Source organism: Vibrio sp. B4-6 (assembly GCF_963888245.1).
Classification (GTDB): domain Bacteria; phylum Pseudomonadota; class Gammaproteobacteria; order Enterobacterales; family Vibrionaceae; genus Vibrio; species Vibrio anguillarum.
The window spans coordinates 1-15,839 of the sequence record NZ_CAWPIM010000020.1 but is presented as its reverse complement, the minus strand read 5'-3'; the positions used below and the strand labels follow the sequence as shown (position 1 = coordinate 15,839).

The window sequence follows — 15,839 nt, the reverse complement described above, 5'->3', positions numbered from 1 at the left end:
GTGACAACATCCAAATGGTTGTAGAGCTAATCGCTCCAATCGCGATGGATGAAGGTCTACGTTTCGCGATCCGTGAAGGCGGTCGTACAGTAGGTGCTGGTGTTGTTGCTAAAGTTATCGCTTAATTTTCGATAATTTATGCACACACTGCATTAAAAAGGGAAGCTTAGGCTTCCCTTTTTGTTTGATGTGACCCTTAGTACATTTCCCTTGCTAATCCTGCTTCGTTTCTGTACTATTTGCCGTCCTTAATTCTCGGTCTTTTTTTTTCGTTCCTTGCTTCCTATGGACGACCGAGCCAAACCTGGAAGCTGAATAATCCGTAAGGAGCAACCGATGCGTCATTATGAAATCGTATTCATGGTGCACCCAGATCAAAGCGAGCAAGTTGCTGGCATGATCGAGCGTTACACTGGTTCTATCACTGAAACTGGCGGTACTATCCACCGTTTAGAAGATTGGGGTCGTCGTCAAATGGCTTACCCAATCAACAAGCTTCACAAAGCTCACTACGTTCTTATGAACGTTGAAGCTGACCAAGCTGTGATTGATGAGCTAGAAACTGCTTTCCGTTTTAACGATGCAGTTCTACGTAACATGATCATGCGTACTAAAGCTGCTATCACCGAGCCATCAATCATGCTGAAAGCTAAAGAAGAGCGTTCTAAGCGTGATGAAACTCGTTTCGATGCAGACGCTGAGTAATTGACTTGATGACCAATCGGATGGAGTTGAGTGGCACTGTCGCAAAACCTCCCATTCGAAGCCAAAGTCCTGCGGGTATTGAACATTGCCGTTTCTGGCTTGAACATCGCTCAACAGTGATAGAAGCTGATTTACCGAGACAAGTCTATTGTCGTATGCCGGTAGTCGTCAGTGGGCAAAGGTCAACGAATCTCACTCAACACTTAGTACAAGGCAGCACCATAACCGTAAGTGGCTTTGTCGCTTACCAAACTAGCCATAATGGCGTAGGTAAATTGGTGCTACATGCCGACCACATTACTCAAATTTAAGATCAGGAGATAGCCCATGGCTCGTTTCTTCCGTCGTCGTAAATTCTGCCGTTTCACTGCAGAAGGCGTACAAGAGATTGATTACAAAGATGTAGCAACTCTTAAAAACTACATAACTGAAGCTGGTAAAATCGTACCTAGCCGTATCACTGGTACTAGCGCTAAATACCAACGTCAGCTAGCTCGTGCAATCAAGCGTTCTCGCTACCTAGCTCTATTGCCATACACTGATAAACATCAGTAATTGGCACCGTTTATTAAGAAAGAGGATTAATCAATGCAAGTTATTCTACTTGATAAAATCGGTAACCTAGGCAGCCTTGGCGACACTGTAAGCGTGAAATCTGGTTATGCTCGTAACTTCCTTATCCCACAAGGTAAGGCTGTAATGGCAACTAAATCTAACGTTGAAATGTTTGAAACTCGTCGTGCTGAACTTGAAGCTAAAGTTGCTGAGCAACTTGTTGCATCTCAAGCTCGTGCTGAACAAGTTAACGCTCTTGAAGCTGTTGTTATTACTTCTAAAGCGGGCGATGAAGGTAAACTATTTGGTTCTATTGGTACTCGTGATATCGCTGACGCTATTACAGCGGCAGGTGTTGCAGTATCTAAGAGCGAAGTTCGTCTACCTGAAGGTGCTCTACGTAACGTAGGTTCTTTCGAAGTGAGCATCCAACTTCACTCAGAAGTGTTTGCAACTGCGAAAATTCAAATCGTTGCTGAGTAATTTCAGTCTTCGGATGAATTGAAAACACCAGCCTTGGCTGGTGTTTTTTTTATCTTCAAACTACCTAAAAACGAAACTGTAAACTAAATGAAGTAACGCTATCGGCTTTACTTAGTCCTGCTGGAACCTTATCGTGGTATTGGCGAGACAAGTTCACTTTCAACGCAATCGAATCAGTAATGTGATTGGTTAAAATGAGTTCGCTATCGGTTCTGATGTTACTTTCTCCTGCGACAAGAGTCAGTTCAGAGGAGATGGTTAAATTATCGAAAGTTGCCCAAACACCTTTTAAGTTACCACGAAATATGACTTCTTCGACTGTATTTGCAAATACAATATCTGTACTTGATATCTCATCTAGATTGGGTTTTTGGTAACGAAAACCGGGCCCTATTTCAATCTCTAATAGCAATATGTCGGTATTCATCAATTGGTAACCCATTCCACCAGATAGCGTGTAGTCTTTGAAATAGGCGCTGTATTTCGAATCAACACCGTTAAAGTTTGCGTATAGATAGGCTTTTGAAGCTAACTTATAGTCACTTTGCAACGAATAGTTTGCCTGCCGCTTATTCTCTTTTCCATTTTTATCAAGACGATACAATTTCCACTCACCATTGGTTCGATGGCGACCTGTTATGTATTCTGTCTTGACTCGTGAATTCAATGACTCTGAATCAGTATTACCTGAGTGGGCTTGGTAACCCAATTCGACTTGGCTATTCCAAGGAGAAGGAACTTCGATTTCCGTATCGTTTTTAAGATCCTCATTAGCATAAGCTGCACTCATCGCGAACAGGCTAAAACTAAGAAACCAAATTTTGGACACGAAGCACCCCTAAAGTGAATAAAAATAGTGGGCGAAATAGTAGGTGTAGGGCGGTTCTGTTTGGTCAGCATGAGGTTAATTCTCTACGAGATAAACACAAAGTTTCGTTTACATAATTACAAATGATCTATTCTGGCTATAATGGTCGGTCATTAGATAGTATTGAGCGAAGTCATGGCTGCACCACGAACAGATCAACGAAATCGTAAACCGTTTGACGCACAAGTCGACGCAATTAAAGTTCCTCCACATTCGATCGAAGCTGAGCAATCAGTGATTGGAGGCTTGCTATTGGATAACGAACGTTGGGATACGGTGGCTGAGCGTGTGGTCAGCAAAGACTTCTATAGCCGTGCGCATCGTTTAATTTTTGATGCAGCTAAATCGATTTTGGAAGCCAGTAAGCCGCTCGATCTTATTACATTATCTGAGTATCTTGAGCGTCGCGAACAGTTGGAAGATGTCGGCGGTTTTGCCTATTTAGCAGACTTGGCGAAAAATACGCCCAGTGCGGCTAATATTAATGCTTATGCTGAAATCGTAGCGGAACGAGCGTTGGTGCGTAACCTTATCGGTGTTGCCAATGAGATTGCGGATGCAGGTTATGATCCGCAAGGGCGCAGTTCGGAAGATTTGCTCGATCTGGCTGAAAGTAAAGTGTTCGCCATTGCTGAGGAGCGTACCAGCGAAAATGAAGGCCCGCAGAATGTTGATTCGATTTTAGAAAGAACTTTAGAGCGTATCGAACTGCTGTATAAAACACCACAAGATGGCGTAACGGGCGTGAATACGGGGTTTGCTGATCTCAATAAGAAAACGGCTGGTTTACAAGGTTCTGATTTGATCATTGTGGCTGCTCGCCCTTCTATGGGTAAAACGACGTTTGCCATGAACTTGTGTGAAAACGCGGCCATGGAGCAAGAAAAACCGGTTCTTATCTTCTCTCTTGAGATGCCGGCTGAACAAATCATGATGCGTATGTTGGCATCGCTTTCTCGCGTTGATCAAACCAAAATTCGTACTGGGCAGTTGGATGATGAGGATTGGGCACGAATTTCATCTACCATGGGTATTCTCATGGAAAAGAAAAATATGTACATAGATGATAGCTCAGGCCTAACGCCTACCGAGGTTCGTTCTAGAGCTCGTCGTATTGCGCGCGAGCATGGCGGCTTGTCGCTCATCATGGTTGACTACTTGCAGTTGATGCGAGTTCCTTCGCAATCGGATAACCGTACTTTAGAAATTGCGGAGATCTCTCGCTCGTTAAAAGCACTGGCTAAAGAATTGAATGTGCCCGTGGTGGCTTTATCGCAGCTTAACCGTTCGTTGGAGCAGCGCGCCGATAAACGCCCAGTCAACTCCGATTTGCGTGAATCCGGTTCGATAGAACAAGATGCCGATTTGATCATGTTCATCTATCGCGACGAGGTGTATCACCCTGATAGTTCGTTAAAGGGTATCGCAGAGATTATTATAGGTAAGCAACGTAACGGCCCGATTGGTTCTGTACGGTTGACCTTCCAAGGGCAGTATTCTCGTTTTGACAACTATGCAGGCCCTGCATTTGACGATGAGTAATTTGATGAGCTACATGAAAGCGGCGACCGCCTGCATCGATCTCGATGCGTTAAAGCACAACCTACAGCGAGTAAAACAGCAGGCACCAAACAGTAAAATTATGGCGGTGGTCAAAGCAAATGGTTATGGTCATGGGCTTCGGCATGTTGCGAAACATGCACTGGGCGCGGATGCATTTGGCGTGGCTCGCATTGAAGAAGCGCTGCAACTGAGAGCGAGCGGTGTGGTAAAACCTATCTTATTGCTTGAAGGTTTTTATTCCCCGATGGATCTTGCTGTATTGGTGACCAATAACATTCAAACCGTTGTTCACTGTGAGGAGCAGTTAGTCGCCTTAGAGCAGGCTCAATTAGATGTCCCAGTCAATGTTTGGTTGAAAATCGATAGCGGAATGCATCGTTTAGGTGTGCGCCCAGAACAATACCCCGATTTTTTAGAACGTTTGCAAGCGTGTAAAAACGTAGTGAAGCCATTGCGTTATATGAGTCATTTTGGTTGTGCCGATGAACTCGATAAATCAACGACTTCTGAGCAAATTGAGCTATTTTTAGCAATGACAAAAGGTCATGAGGGTGAAAGATCACTTGCTGCCTCCGCTGGTTTATTAGCTTGGAAGCACAGCCAGTTAGAGTGGGTTCGCCCAGGTATTATTATGTATGGCGTTTCTCCTTTTGATGATAACTCGGCGCAAGCGCTGGGCTATCAACCTGTAATGACATTAAAATCTCACTTGATCGCAGTGCGTGATGTTAAAGCGGGAGAGAGTGTTGGCTACGGTGCCACTTGGACAAGCTTACGTGACACTAAGGTTGGTGTTATCGCAATTGGCTATGGCGATGGTTATCCTCGCACTGCACCCAATGGAACTCCGGTTGTTGTCAATGGGCGTAAAGTGCCGATTGCAGGGCGAGTTTCAATGGATATGCTTACGGTCGATCTCGGTCCACAAGCCTGCGATAAGGTGGGCGATGAGGTTATTTTATGGGGAAAAGAGCTACCAGCCGAAGAAGTGGCCTCTCACATCGGCACGATCGCTTACGAGTTAGTGACGAAACTCACTTCTCGTGTTGAGATGTCGTATCAATAAAGCCAGAGTATGCACCCATTAGGTTTACCTGACCTAACTCAATATGAGAGCGGGTAAGCTGCGTCATAATGGCGCTCACAAAACGAATAACGACGTGTTGCCTTCCAAATATAGGCAGTCGATACCATTTTCTTTTTTTGCTCAATCGGGGATTCCATCATTTTGAAACAGAGTTTAGGAATGATAGGAATAAAACCTACTGTCACATCGGGATAGATACCATGTTGAAAAATATCAATCCAACGCAAACCAACGCTTGGAAAGCACTGACTGCGCATTTTGAATCAGCGCAAGATATGGACCTTAAATCGCTTTTTGCACAAGATGCACAACGTTTCGATAAATTCTCGACTCGTTTTGGTTCAGATATTCTTGTTGATTACTCAAAAAATTTGATCAATGAAGAGACCTTACAACATTTACAAGCACTGGCTAATGAGACTGAACTAAAGTCAGCCATCGACGCTATGCTGCAAGGCTGCGCGATCAACCAAACTGAAGGCCGTGCCGTACTGCACACTGCGTTACGCAACCGCAGTAACACACCGGTCATGGTTGATGGTGAAGATGTGATGCCAGCCGTGAATGCGGTACTTGAGAAGATGAAATCGTTTTCTGAACGAGTGATTTCTGGTGAATGGAAAGGTTACACTGGTAAAGCGATTACCGATATTGTCAACATTGGTATTGGTGGTTCAGACCTTGGCCCATACATGGTCACAGAAGCACTTGCGCCGTATAAGAATCATCTTAATCTTCATTTCGTTTCTAACGTTGATGGAACACACATCGTTGAAACGTTGAAAAAAGTCAATCCAGAAACCACGCTATTTTTAGTGGCTTCAAAGACGTTTACTACCCAAGAAACCATGACCAATGCACATACGGCTCGTGATTGGTTCTTAGCGGAAGCAGGCGATGAAACTCATGTTGCAAAACACTTTGCAGCGCTGTCGACTAATGCGAAATCAGTCGCTGAGTTTGGTATTGATACAGACAACATGTTCGAATTTTGGGATTGGGTCGGTGGACGCTACTCACTATGGTCAGCGATTGGTCTATCCATTGTATTGGCTGTAGGCTATGACAACTTTGTGGAACTGCTGTCCGGCGCGCATGAGATGGATCAACATTTTGTGGCGACACCTTTTGAGCAAAATATTCCTGTGATCCTAGCCTTGATTGGTATTTGGTATAACAACTTCCATGGCGCCGAATCAGAAGCGATTCTGCCTTATGACCAATACTTACATCGCTTTGCCGCTTATTTCCAACAGGGCAATATGGAATCAAACGGTAAATACGTAGATCGTAACGGTCAAGCGGTAACTTACCAAACGGGTCCAATCATTTGGGGTGAGCCCGGTACTAATGGTCAACACGCCTTTTATCAATTGATCCACCAGGGAACAAAATTGATCCCGTGTGATTTTATTGCGCCAGCGCTCAGCCATAACCCAGCGGGTGATCATCACCAAAAATTGATGTCGAACTTTTTTGCTCAAACAGAAGCGTTAGCGTTTGGAAAAACGCAGCAAACCGTTGAAGCTGAGCTAAAAGCGGCGGGTAAATCGGCACAAGAAATGGCGGCAATAGCACCATTTAAAGTGTTTGAAGGGAACCGCCCAACCAACTCAATCTTAGTTAAGCAGATCACGCCACGCACTTTGGGCAACCTGATTGCGATGTACGAGCATAAAATTTTCGTACAGGGTGTTATTTGGAATATCTTCAGTTTCGATCAATGGGGCGTTGAGCTTGGTAAGCAGTTAGCAAACCAAATTCTGCCTGAGTTAGCCGACGATGCTCAAGTGAGTTCACACGACAGCTCAACCAATGGTTTGATTAACGCGTTTAAGACATTTAAAGCGTAATGCGTCAAAACCTTACTTGGATGTGAGTAAGGTTTTATCCAAATAAAAAAGGTTGATACTTAACGGTATCAACCTTTTTTCTTTAATGAAAGAGCTTACTCGAAACAGATTTCGATAAAAGCGTTACCCCACTGAGAGGTAAACGGCATGATAATAATTGCACCTTCGCATTTATGACGAATCGTGTGGCCTTTTCCTGAGACAACAACCGGAGTTGCCATATCAAAGTCAAAACCACTCTCGGCAAGAATACGTTTAGCTCCGCCTGTCACCATGTTGGTGATTTCGCCGACCATATCTGTCACTTCTTCATTGAGACCGTTGGGGCGTTCACCTAACATATTTTGCATGATTTCCAATGCTAGACTTTCATCAAAAGTAATAGACATGGAACCGCGGCTTTGACTACCAACCATACCAATCAAGCCAGAGACATCACCACGGGCAATCTCATCTTTCTTTACACGAGGTTTCTGTGGCTTCAACTCTAATGAAGCCATCGTTTTTAACACGTTCATTAAAGAAGCTAAAAACGGGTTTACAAATTCAGCGCGCATAACCTTCTTCTACTGTTTTTATACTTTCAGACTTGAGGAACACGTTTGGCAAACACCATGAGATTCAATAACGTGATTAACGATGTTAAAACCGTGTTTCTCAGCGTTGCTTGCTAGCAAGGCTATCAGACTATCATCTTGAAGTTCAATAACATTGCCACATTTGTCACAAATTAATAGGTGTGAGAAATGCTTATTAGCATTACAAGAGCAACATGAAATAAAGCTATTTGTTGACTCCACTCTATGAATAAAGCCTTGTTCTAACAAAAAGTCCAGAGCACGATACACCGTTGGTGGTTTCGCTTGGGGCTCGCTTTGCTTTAAATCTTCAAGCAATTCATAAGCACTGGATGCTTTTTTGCTTGAACAAATCAGTTCAAACACTCTCTTTCGTTGAGAAGTTAGTCGTACTCCTCTCGCTGCGCATAGTTCTTCTATTTGTTTCGTTAGCTTGTGGTCCAAATTAATCACCATAACCATTGGACTTTAATAATAATATACTATTTCCAGATTAATAGCCTTGTAGCCTACAACATTTTCTGGAGTTAGTTAGCGATGTGATCGTTGTTTGCAACGAAAATAGTACTTAAATTACCTTATATCGATGCAAAACGATACAGAAGAAGAACTGTTGGCGCTATAAACTCGAAGCGATTACAATGCCAAACTTTGTTTTTGGCTGTAAGTTTAGCCATTGAAACTGACTGAATTGGGATATCTAAATCATGACTCACCCTTGTAGGCTATCAGTAGCACCCATGCTCGATTGGACAGATCGCCACTGCCGATACTTTCATCGTTTGCTGTCCTCGCAAACGTTACTGTACACCGAGATGGTTACGACAGGCGCGATCATTCATGGTAAAGGGGACTTCTTGGCTTACAACGAGGAGGAACACCCAGTAGCGTTACAATTGGGTGGTTCGAATCCTCAAGACCTTGCTCATTGTGCCAAACTTGCCCAGCAGTACGGGTACGATGAAATCAACCTCAATGTGGGTTGTCCGTCTGATCGCGTCCAGAATGGTCGTTTTGGTGCTTGTTTAATGGCAGAGCCGCAACTGGTGGCGGATTGCGTTGCAGCGATGAAATCAGTAGTTGATATTCCGGTAACCGTAAAGACGCGTATTGGTATTGATGACATGGATTCTTATGAATTTTTGACTGATTTTATTTCATTGGTATCAGAGAAAGGGGGCTGTGAACAGTTTACTATTCATGCGCGTAAGGCGTGGCTTAGTGGTTTGAGCCCAAAAGAGAACCGTGAAATACCGCCGTTAGATTACTCACGGGCATATCAGCTGAAAAAAGATTTCCCACATTTAGTCATTGCTGTGAATGGCGGTGTCAAAACCTTAGCTGAAGTCAGTGAGCATTTACAGCATCTTGATGGCGTAATGATTGGACGGGAAGCTTATCAAAGCCCTTATTTGTTGGCGGAAGTGGATCAGAGCATTTTTGGCATGGATACGCCGATTAAAAAACGTTCTCAAATTATTGAAGAGATGTTTCCTTATATTGAACGTCAATTAGCTCAGGGGTCTTACCTTGGTCATATTACCCGCCATATGTTAGGTATGTTCCAAAATATGCCAGGTGCTCGTCAATGGCGACGTTATATCAGTGAGAATGCGCATAAGCCCGGTGCGGGAATTGAAGTCGTGCAAGCGGCATTAGCAAAAATTCCGAAAGAGTTGAATGTGTAAAAATTACCAACTTAAGTGGTGATTTTTACCAACAATAGAAAGGCGCTAAATGACTCGGTGTTATTTAGCTTTTTTATTGAAATAAATATTGCTTTTCAAGTGCTTGATTGGCCAAGAAACTGTGATTTTTTTGGTCTTGACTTGAAATCAGAGGTGGTGATAACAAGTTGGCTCGATATCTGCTAGTGGTAAGAGAAACGGAGGAAAGCATCATGTTTGAACTTATTTTCTTATTGGTTTTTATTGCAACTTTATTGGCGACAGGCATCACTTTGGCGACTGTGTTTATTGCGACGGTCATGGGCTTCATAGTATTGGCATTACTAGGCATGATTGGAGTGATGTTTAAGCTACTACCTTGGATCATTGTGATTGTTTTGGGGGTCTGGTTCTTCCGTCATGTGGTGTACACCCCTCGCTAATGTGGCAGTCAACGAAACGTTAACTCACTTCAGGAATATGCTACTATCGCGTTCAATTAAGAACATGCATTAGTAGCGAATAAATAGGGAGCAATAGGGATGAATAAACCAATTTGGTTAGCGTTGGTCAGTATAGCAATGATGATGTCAACCGCATCGGTTCAAGCAGAATCATTTTATCGTGGAGAAGTTGGCGCTGACATGTGGTGGGGCAGCACTAAAATCGACAATACTCGTCGTGATGATGTGAAGACACCTTCAATCCACGTTGCTTTTGAGCATCAGCTACCTTATTTGCCCAATGCGAGTATTCGTTATACTACGCTTGAGGCGGATTATGCATCCTTTGATAAGTACGACTATACCTTGTATTACAATCTGTTAGAGCGACAGTTAATGTCGTTCGATGCGGGTGTTACATTCACTCAATATAGTGGTTCTCAGTATCAAGCACCAGATAGCTTGAAGTACAGTTTTGATAAGACGACTTTTAACTGGTATGCCTATGCCACAATTAAAATTCCCAATACCCAAGTTGATGTGATTGGGCAGTTTGATTTTGGTGATAGTGGCGGAATTAAAAGCGCAGATGTACTTGCGGGTTTGCAGTATTCCATACCTATTCGTGCTGGCAATGTCGCATTGCGTGGCGGCTATCGTGTGATTGATCTTGAATTCACCGAACTTGACCCAAAAACGAAAAACTCATTTGTCTTTGTTGATGGTTGGTTCTTGGGGGCTGAATTTCAATTTTAAGTATCGATTCGATACTTACGCGCTAAATGCATTTTCCATAAAACGCTACCTCTACAAGGTGGCGTTTTTTATAACTGACAATTATATTATTGCGCAATTTCTTAGCAGAATAAGCAAAATGTACCATGCTTAATTCACGAGTGAATAATGTGAAAATGGTGTGGTGATGACGATTACCGAGTTAAGGGACTTGTATCGTGAGAACAAGCTTATCGAAGCCATTATTGAACCTTCTTTCCAAGAAGGGCATTGGATAGTCGAGTTTCGGCATTGCCGTGGTGGGTTCGTGCTATTAACCGATTCTCAGGGTGACGAATGCCAGTATACCGATCTGGATCTTGCCTCTAAATCGGCTATGGAGGTGGGTTTTAAGCAAGTTCGAGTCGAGTCTAAATGAGAGAATTAAGCGTAATGCCTACTTCCAAAAAGTTATAAAACATACTTATCTATTCTTTCTTGTTATTAAAGAGAGTGGTTAATCTATTGTCACGCAATGAATAGGGAAGTCGTGACCATGTCTTCAGGAAATACCATACCCCAAGAGCTAACCAGTTTAGCTAGCCCACTCAATGACGCGCAACTGAACGGATTGCAGCGTACTATTTCAGAACTGTCCCCGCAGCAGCTTGCTTGGGTTAGCGGATATTTTTGGGGCCTCAGTCAGTCTCAAGCATCAAGCATTTCTACTTCCAGTTCACAAGCAGCCACTTTAGTATCAATGGAGCCTGCGACTCAATTAACCATTATTTTCGCTTCTCAAACAGGCAATGCAAAAGGCCTTGCTGAAGGATTGGAAAGAGAAGCTCAGGCTGCCGGTATCGCGGTTCAATTATTCGATGCGAGTGATTACAAAGGCAAAGATCTTGCGAAAGAAACGCATGTTATTTTTGTTGCATCGACCAATGGCGAGGGCGAAGCTCCTGACAATGCATTAGCGCTGCATGAATTTTTACAATCCAAGAAAGCGCCGAAATTACCTCACTTGCAATATGGTGTGATTGGCTTAGGTGACTCCAGTTATGAATTTTTCTGCCAAACGGGTAAAGATTTTGATGCATTTTTAGAGCAGCTTGGTGCCAAACGTTTTATTGAACGAGTGGATTGCGACGTTGATTACGAACATCAAGCCGCCGAGTGGAAAGCCAAAGCATTAGCAGTGGTAAAAGAAGCTTTTGCAAGTACGCCTGCGCAAGTTGTGCAATTACCCGTGAGTCAAACCACGAGTCATCTATCTCAATACAATAAGCAAAATCCTTACAGTGCGACTTTACTGACGAGTCAAAAAATTACTGGGCGAGATTCAGGAAAAGAGGTGCACCACATTGAAATTGACTTGGGTGAGTCAGGTATAACGTATCAGTCTGGGGATGCGCTTGGAGTATGGTATGAAAACGATACAGAGTTGGTCAATGCCGTGTTATCTGCGACTGGGCTATCGGGTGTCGAAAGTGTTGAGGTCGATGGCGAAAGTTTATCCATCCATAGTGCTTTAATGCATAAATATGAAATTACGGCTGCAAATCCTCAGATGGTGACCAAGTTTGCTGAGTTATCTGGTTGTACGAAACTGCTTGAGCTGGTGGAGGATAAAGAGAAGCTCAGATTGTATGCGAGCCATCATCAAGTGATTGATGTACTGCGAGAGAAGCAAACTAAACTGACGGCCCAAGCGCTACTCTCTTTATTACGTCGTTTAACGCCGCGTCTTTATTCTATCGCATCAAGTCAAAGCGAAGTTGAAGATGAAGTGCATCTTACCGTCAGCATTGTTCAGTATACATACCAAGATGAGCATCGTTTTGGGGGGGCGTCCAGTTACCTTGGCCAGCGCTTAGAAGAGGGCGATAAGGTAAAGGTTTTCATTGAACACAATAATAATTTCAAACTACCGCAAGATGATAACGTGCCTATTATCATGATTGGTCCTGGTACCGGAATTGCGCCATTTCGTAGCTTTATTCAAGAGCGTGATAACCGTGAAGCAAAAGGAAAAAACTGGCTGTTTTTTGGTGATCGTACATTTACTCAAGATTTTCTCTATCAAGTTGAGTGGCAAAAATATCTGAAATCCGGTGTGCTGAGTCGTCTAGATGTGGCGTTTAGCCGTGATCAGCATGAGAAAGTCTACGTCCAGCATCGATTACTTGAACAATCCGAACTGGTCTGGCAATGGATTCAAAACGGTGCGTATCTTTATGTCTGTGGTGATGCAACGCACATGGCGAAAGATGTGCATGATGCACTAATTGTTATTGCACAGCAGCAAGGTGGGTTATCACGTGAACAGGCAGAGACATATATCAACGATCTGCGCAAAGCAAAACGTTATCAAAGGGATGTGTACTAATGAGCACCAAACAACAATCTAATCATCAAGAAGTATTAGGACAAGAGCTAGGCCCATTGTCAGATAACGAGCGCTTGAAACGTGAAAGTCACTTTTTACGTGGGACGATCGAGCAAGATCTGCAAGATCACATCACAGGTGGCTTTAGTGCTGACAACTTTCAGTTGATTCGCTTTCATGGCATGTATCAACAAGACGATCGCGATATTCGTAACGAACGTGCAAAACAAAAGTTAGAACCTCTGCACAATGTGATGTTACGTGCGCGCATGCCTGGCGGGATCATCACACCGAAACAATGGCTAGCGATAGATAAATTTGCAACTGAGCACAGCCTATATGGCAGCATTCGTTTAACCACTCGCCAAACCTTTCAGTTTCACGGGGTATTGAAGCCTAACATTAAATTGATGCATCAAACGTTAAACAGCATTGGTATTGATTCGATTGCCACAGCGGGTGATGTGAACCGTAACGTACTGTGTACGTCCAATCCTGTGGAGTCTGAACTGCATCAGGAAGCTTACGAATGGGCGAAGAAGATTTCGGAGCATCTGTTACCTAAAACGCGCGCTTATGCCGAAATTTGGTTGGATGGTGAAAAACTAGAAACTACAGATGAAGAGCCGATTTTAGGTAATAACTACTTACCGCGTAAGTTCAAAACGACAGTGGTTATTCCGCCCCAAAACGATGTGGATGTACATGCCAACGATTTAAACTTTGTTGCGATTGCCGAACAAGGTCGGTTAGTTGGTTTTAATGTGCTGGTGGGTGGCGGCCTAGCCATGACGCACGGTGATACTTCTACTTACCCGCGTCGTGCTGATGATTTCGGATTTATTCCTTTGGATAAAACCTTAGAAGTCGCCGCCGCTGTGGTTACGACTCAGCGTGATTGGGGAAACCGGTCTAATCGTAAAAATGCAAAAACTAAATACACACTCGATAGAGTGGGCGTCGATGTGTTCAAAGCCGAAGTTGAAAAGCGTGCTGGTATTGAGTTTGCGGTCAGCCGCCCTTACGAGCTCACAGAACGTGGTGATCGGATTGGGTGGATTGAAGGCATCGATGGTAAGCATCATTTAACACTTTTCATCGAAAATGGTCGTTTACTCGATTTCCCTGATAAACCGCTAAAGAGTGGTGTGGCAGAAATTGCTAAAATCCACCAAGGTGATTTTCGTATGACGGCCAATCAAAACCTCATCGTAGCGGGAGTACCAGCTCTACAAAAAGCCACGATTGAGCAGATTGCGCGTCAGCATGGTTTGATCAATGACAATGTGAGTGAGCAACGTAAAAATTCGATGGCGTGTGTCTCTTTCCCTACGTGCCCATTAGCTATGGCTGAGGCGGAACGTTTCCTCCCTCAATTTGTAACGGATGTAGAGACGATCCTACAAAAACATGCGTTACCTAAAGAAGAAAACATTATCTTACGTGTCACAGGTTGTCCGAACGGATGTGGCCGAGCCATGTTGGCTGAAATTGGTTTAGTTGGTAAAGCTCCCGGCCGCTACAACCTACATCTTGGCGGCAATAGAGCGGGCACTCGTGTGCCTAAAATGTATAAAGAAAACATTACCGATGTACAAATTCTTCAAGAAATTGATGAGTTGGTAGGACGCTGGGCTAGCGAGCGTCTCGAAGGAGAAGGATTTGGTGATTTCACAATCCGCGCAGGAATTATCGAAGAGGTGATCATCTCTAAGAGAGATTTCTATGCTTGAAGTACCAGTAGTTCCTAAATTGTCCGAGTTATTGGCGCTAACTAAAGTAGAGCAAACGTTACACCTTGCCCCATTAAATGCTTATCTCGAAACGTTAACAGCGCAGCAGCGAGTGATGTGGGCGATTGAGAATCTAGAAGGAACCCATGCGCTTTCTTCTAGCTTTGGCATTCAAGCCGCATTGATGCTGCATCTGGTTTCTAGCGTAAAAAGCGATATACCAGTGGTATTGACGGATACTGGCTATTTGTTTCCTGAAACATATCAATTTATTGACCAGCTCACGGAGCACCTAAATCTCAATCTGCATATCTTCAGCGCTACGATAAGTCCATCATGGCAGGAGGCGCGTTACGGTAAACTTTGGGAACAAGGCGTTACTGGCATTGAACAATACAATCACCTTAATAAAGTAGAACCGATGCGAAGAGCGTTAGATGAACTAAATATCGGTACTTGGTTTTCTGGCCTACGCCGAGAGCAATCACAATCGCGGGCGACATTACCTATTGTAGCGATTCAAAATGGTGTGTTTAAATTCCTACCTGTGATTGATTGGACAAATAAAGATGTACATTATTATCTGCAAGAAAATCACCTGCCGTATCATCCATTATGGGAGCAAGGTTACCTTTCAGTTGGTGACACTCATACTACTCGTAAATGGGAACCGGGAATGAATGAAGAAGAAACGCGTTTCTTCGGCTTAAAAAGAGAGTGCGGTCTTCATGAAGAGAATAACTAAGGAGATGATGCAGGTATTTAATCTTCTATATAGTGTAAAAAAGAAATGAGTGAAACGGAAAAAGCGTCTGAAGGCGCTTTTTCTACGTTTGAAAAGATAAAAATTACAGCTAATGTGTATAACTCTGTGGGTAACATGTTTACTTTATCTTAGTAAAATTGAATAAATAAGGCTTTGAGCAGTAATTTGGTGATTAAGCGCTATTTTTGCAATTTTTACAAAATAACGCTTGCCAGCGTGACGACGATCTCTATAATGCGACCTCACTGACACGGCACAGCCAATAAGGGTTCAAGCCCAACGAGCAGTCAATCAGTAGGTCAAATCGGTAAGACGAAATAATGTAAAAAAGTGTTTGACACTTTTCATTATCTCGCTAGAATGGCCGCCTCTTCAAAGGAAGCCTCGGCAACCCAGCGAAGAACGCTCTTTAACAATATAAACCTATCAATCTGT

Annotated in this window: 17 protein-coding genes and 1 pseudogene; 15 read left to right on the top strand and 3 right to left on the bottom strand. The window is 43.4% G+C overall.

All coding sequences use genetic code 11. The features are described from left to right. The 5 genes and pseudogenes from tuf to rplI all read left to right on the top strand — a co-directional run. Positions 1-125: pseudogene (gene tuf / locus AACV20_RS06720) on the top strand (elongation factor Tu); the annotation flags it as partial. A gap of 211 nt (positions 126-336) precedes the next feature. Continuing rightward, positions 337-705: a 30S ribosomal protein S6 gene (gene rpsF / locus AACV20_RS06715; protein ID WP_013857919.1), complete on the top strand. Its 369-nt coding sequence runs from the start codon at positions 337-339 to the stop codon at positions 703-705. Between the two features lie 8 nt (positions 706-713). Beyond that, positions 714-1,016: a primosomal replication protein N gene (priB, locus tag AACV20_RS06710; RefSeq protein ID WP_026027846.1), complete on the top strand. Its 303-nt coding sequence runs from the start codon at positions 714-716 to the stop codon at positions 1,014-1,016. 16 nt (positions 1,017-1,032) lie between these two features. Next, a complete protein-coding gene (gene rpsR / locus AACV20_RS06705) occupies positions 1,033-1,260 on the top strand; it encodes a 30S ribosomal protein S18 (protein ID WP_000090472.1) in 228 nt (75 codons plus the stop codon). Positions 1,261-1,293: 33 nt separating this feature from the next. Further along, complete coding sequence (rplI, locus tag AACV20_RS06700; RefSeq protein WP_013857917.1) at positions 1,294-1,743, top strand: 50S ribosomal protein L9; 450 nt, start codon at positions 1,294-1,296, stop codon at positions 1,741-1,743. Between the two features lie 64 nt (positions 1,744-1,807). Here the strand turns inward: rplI and AACV20_RS06695 are convergent, their stop codons facing one another. Beyond that, entirely contained in the window at positions 1,808-2,572 is a 765-nt protein-coding gene (locus AACV20_RS06695; RefSeq protein WP_013857916.1) for a DUF481 domain-containing protein, read from the bottom strand. Positions 2,573-2,746: 174 nt separating this feature from the next. Here AACV20_RS06695 and AACV20_RS06690 point away from each other — a divergent pair, with 174 nt between their 5' ends. The 3 genes from AACV20_RS06690 to pgi all read left to right on the top strand — a co-directional run bounded on the left by AACV20_RS06690 (position 2,747) and on the right by pgi (position 7,114). Further along, positions 2,747-4,153 (top strand): replicative DNA helicase, encoded by a 1,407-nt coding sequence (locus AACV20_RS06690; protein WP_013857915.1) that lies wholly within the window; start codon positions 2,747-2,749, stop codon positions 4,151-4,153. Between the two features lie 13 nt (positions 4,154-4,166). Further along, the gene (gene alr, locus AACV20_RS06685) at positions 4,167-5,240 is read left to right on the top strand and encodes an alanine racemase (protein ID WP_197056815.1); all 1,074 of its coding nucleotides are present in this window, start codon (positions 4,167-4,169) and stop codon (positions 5,238-5,240) included. A gap of 221 nt (positions 5,241-5,461) precedes the next feature. Continuing rightward, on the top strand, positions 5,462-7,114 hold the full coding sequence (pgi, locus tag AACV20_RS06680) for a glucose-6-phosphate isomerase (protein ID WP_029388348.1): 1,653 nt from the start codon (positions 5,462-5,464) through the stop codon (positions 7,112-7,114). A 95-nt stretch (positions 7,115-7,209) separates the two neighbouring features. On the opposite strand, the gene AACV20_RS06675 is transcribed toward pgi, so the two are convergent. Both AACV20_RS06675 and zur read right to left on the bottom strand, forming a co-directional pair. After that, the gene (locus AACV20_RS06675; protein ID WP_017043302.1) at positions 7,210-7,671 is read right to left on the bottom strand and encodes a chemotaxis protein CheX; all 462 of its coding nucleotides are present in this window, start codon (positions 7,669-7,671) and stop codon (positions 7,210-7,212) included. A gap of 18 nt (positions 7,672-7,689) precedes the next feature. Beyond that, positions 7,690-8,148, bottom strand: a complete 459-nt coding sequence (gene zur, locus AACV20_RS06670) for a zinc uptake transcriptional repressor Zur (protein WP_170908027.1) — start codon at positions 8,146-8,148, stop codon at positions 7,690-7,692. Between the two features lie 251 nt (positions 8,149-8,399). Here zur and dusA point away from each other — a divergent pair, with 251 nt between their 5' ends. The 7 genes from dusA (at position 8,400) to AACV20_RS06635 (ending at position 15,383) form a co-directional block, all read left to right on the top strand. Next, positions 8,400-9,380, top strand: a complete 981-nt coding sequence (gene dusA, locus AACV20_RS06665; RefSeq protein WP_170908026.1) for a tRNA dihydrouridine(20/20a) synthase DusA — start codon at positions 8,400-8,402, stop codon at positions 9,378-9,380. A gap of 212 nt (positions 9,381-9,592) precedes the next feature. Beyond that, positions 9,593-9,802 (top strand): envelope stress response protein PspG, encoded by a 210-nt coding sequence (pspG, locus tag AACV20_RS06660; protein ID WP_026027454.1) that lies wholly within the window; start codon positions 9,593-9,595, stop codon positions 9,800-9,802. A 99-nt stretch (positions 9,803-9,901) separates the two neighbouring features. Beyond that, the gene (locus AACV20_RS06655) at positions 9,902-10,558 is read left to right on the top strand and encodes a TIGR04219 family outer membrane beta-barrel protein (protein WP_017049160.1); all 657 of its coding nucleotides are present in this window, start codon (positions 9,902-9,904) and stop codon (positions 10,556-10,558) included. A gap of 166 nt (positions 10,559-10,724) precedes the next feature. Next, positions 10,725-10,955: a hypothetical protein gene (locus AACV20_RS06650; RefSeq protein WP_038149123.1), complete on the top strand. Its 231-nt coding sequence runs from the start codon at positions 10,725-10,727 to the stop codon at positions 10,953-10,955. 96 nt (positions 10,956-11,051) lie between these two features. After that, positions 11,052-12,905, top strand: a complete 1,854-nt coding sequence (locus AACV20_RS06645; RefSeq protein WP_170908025.1) for an assimilatory sulfite reductase (NADPH) flavoprotein subunit — start codon at positions 11,052-11,054, stop codon at positions 12,903-12,905. After that, positions 12,905-14,638 carry an assimilatory sulfite reductase (NADPH) hemoprotein subunit gene (cysI, locus tag AACV20_RS06640; RefSeq protein WP_017049158.1) on the top strand — a complete coding sequence of 578 codons (1,734 nt, stop codon included), beginning with the start codon at positions 12,905-12,907 and terminating at the stop codon, positions 14,636-14,638. The genes AACV20_RS06645 and cysI overlap by 1 nt, the downstream gene beginning before the upstream one ends. Beyond that, on the top strand, positions 14,631-15,383 hold the full coding sequence (locus AACV20_RS06635; RefSeq protein WP_017049157.1) for a phosphoadenylyl-sulfate reductase: 753 nt from the start codon (positions 14,631-14,633) through the stop codon (positions 15,381-15,383). The genes cysI and AACV20_RS06635 overlap by 8 nt, the downstream gene beginning before the upstream one ends. The last annotated feature ends 456 nt before the right edge of the window (positions 15,384-15,839 follow it).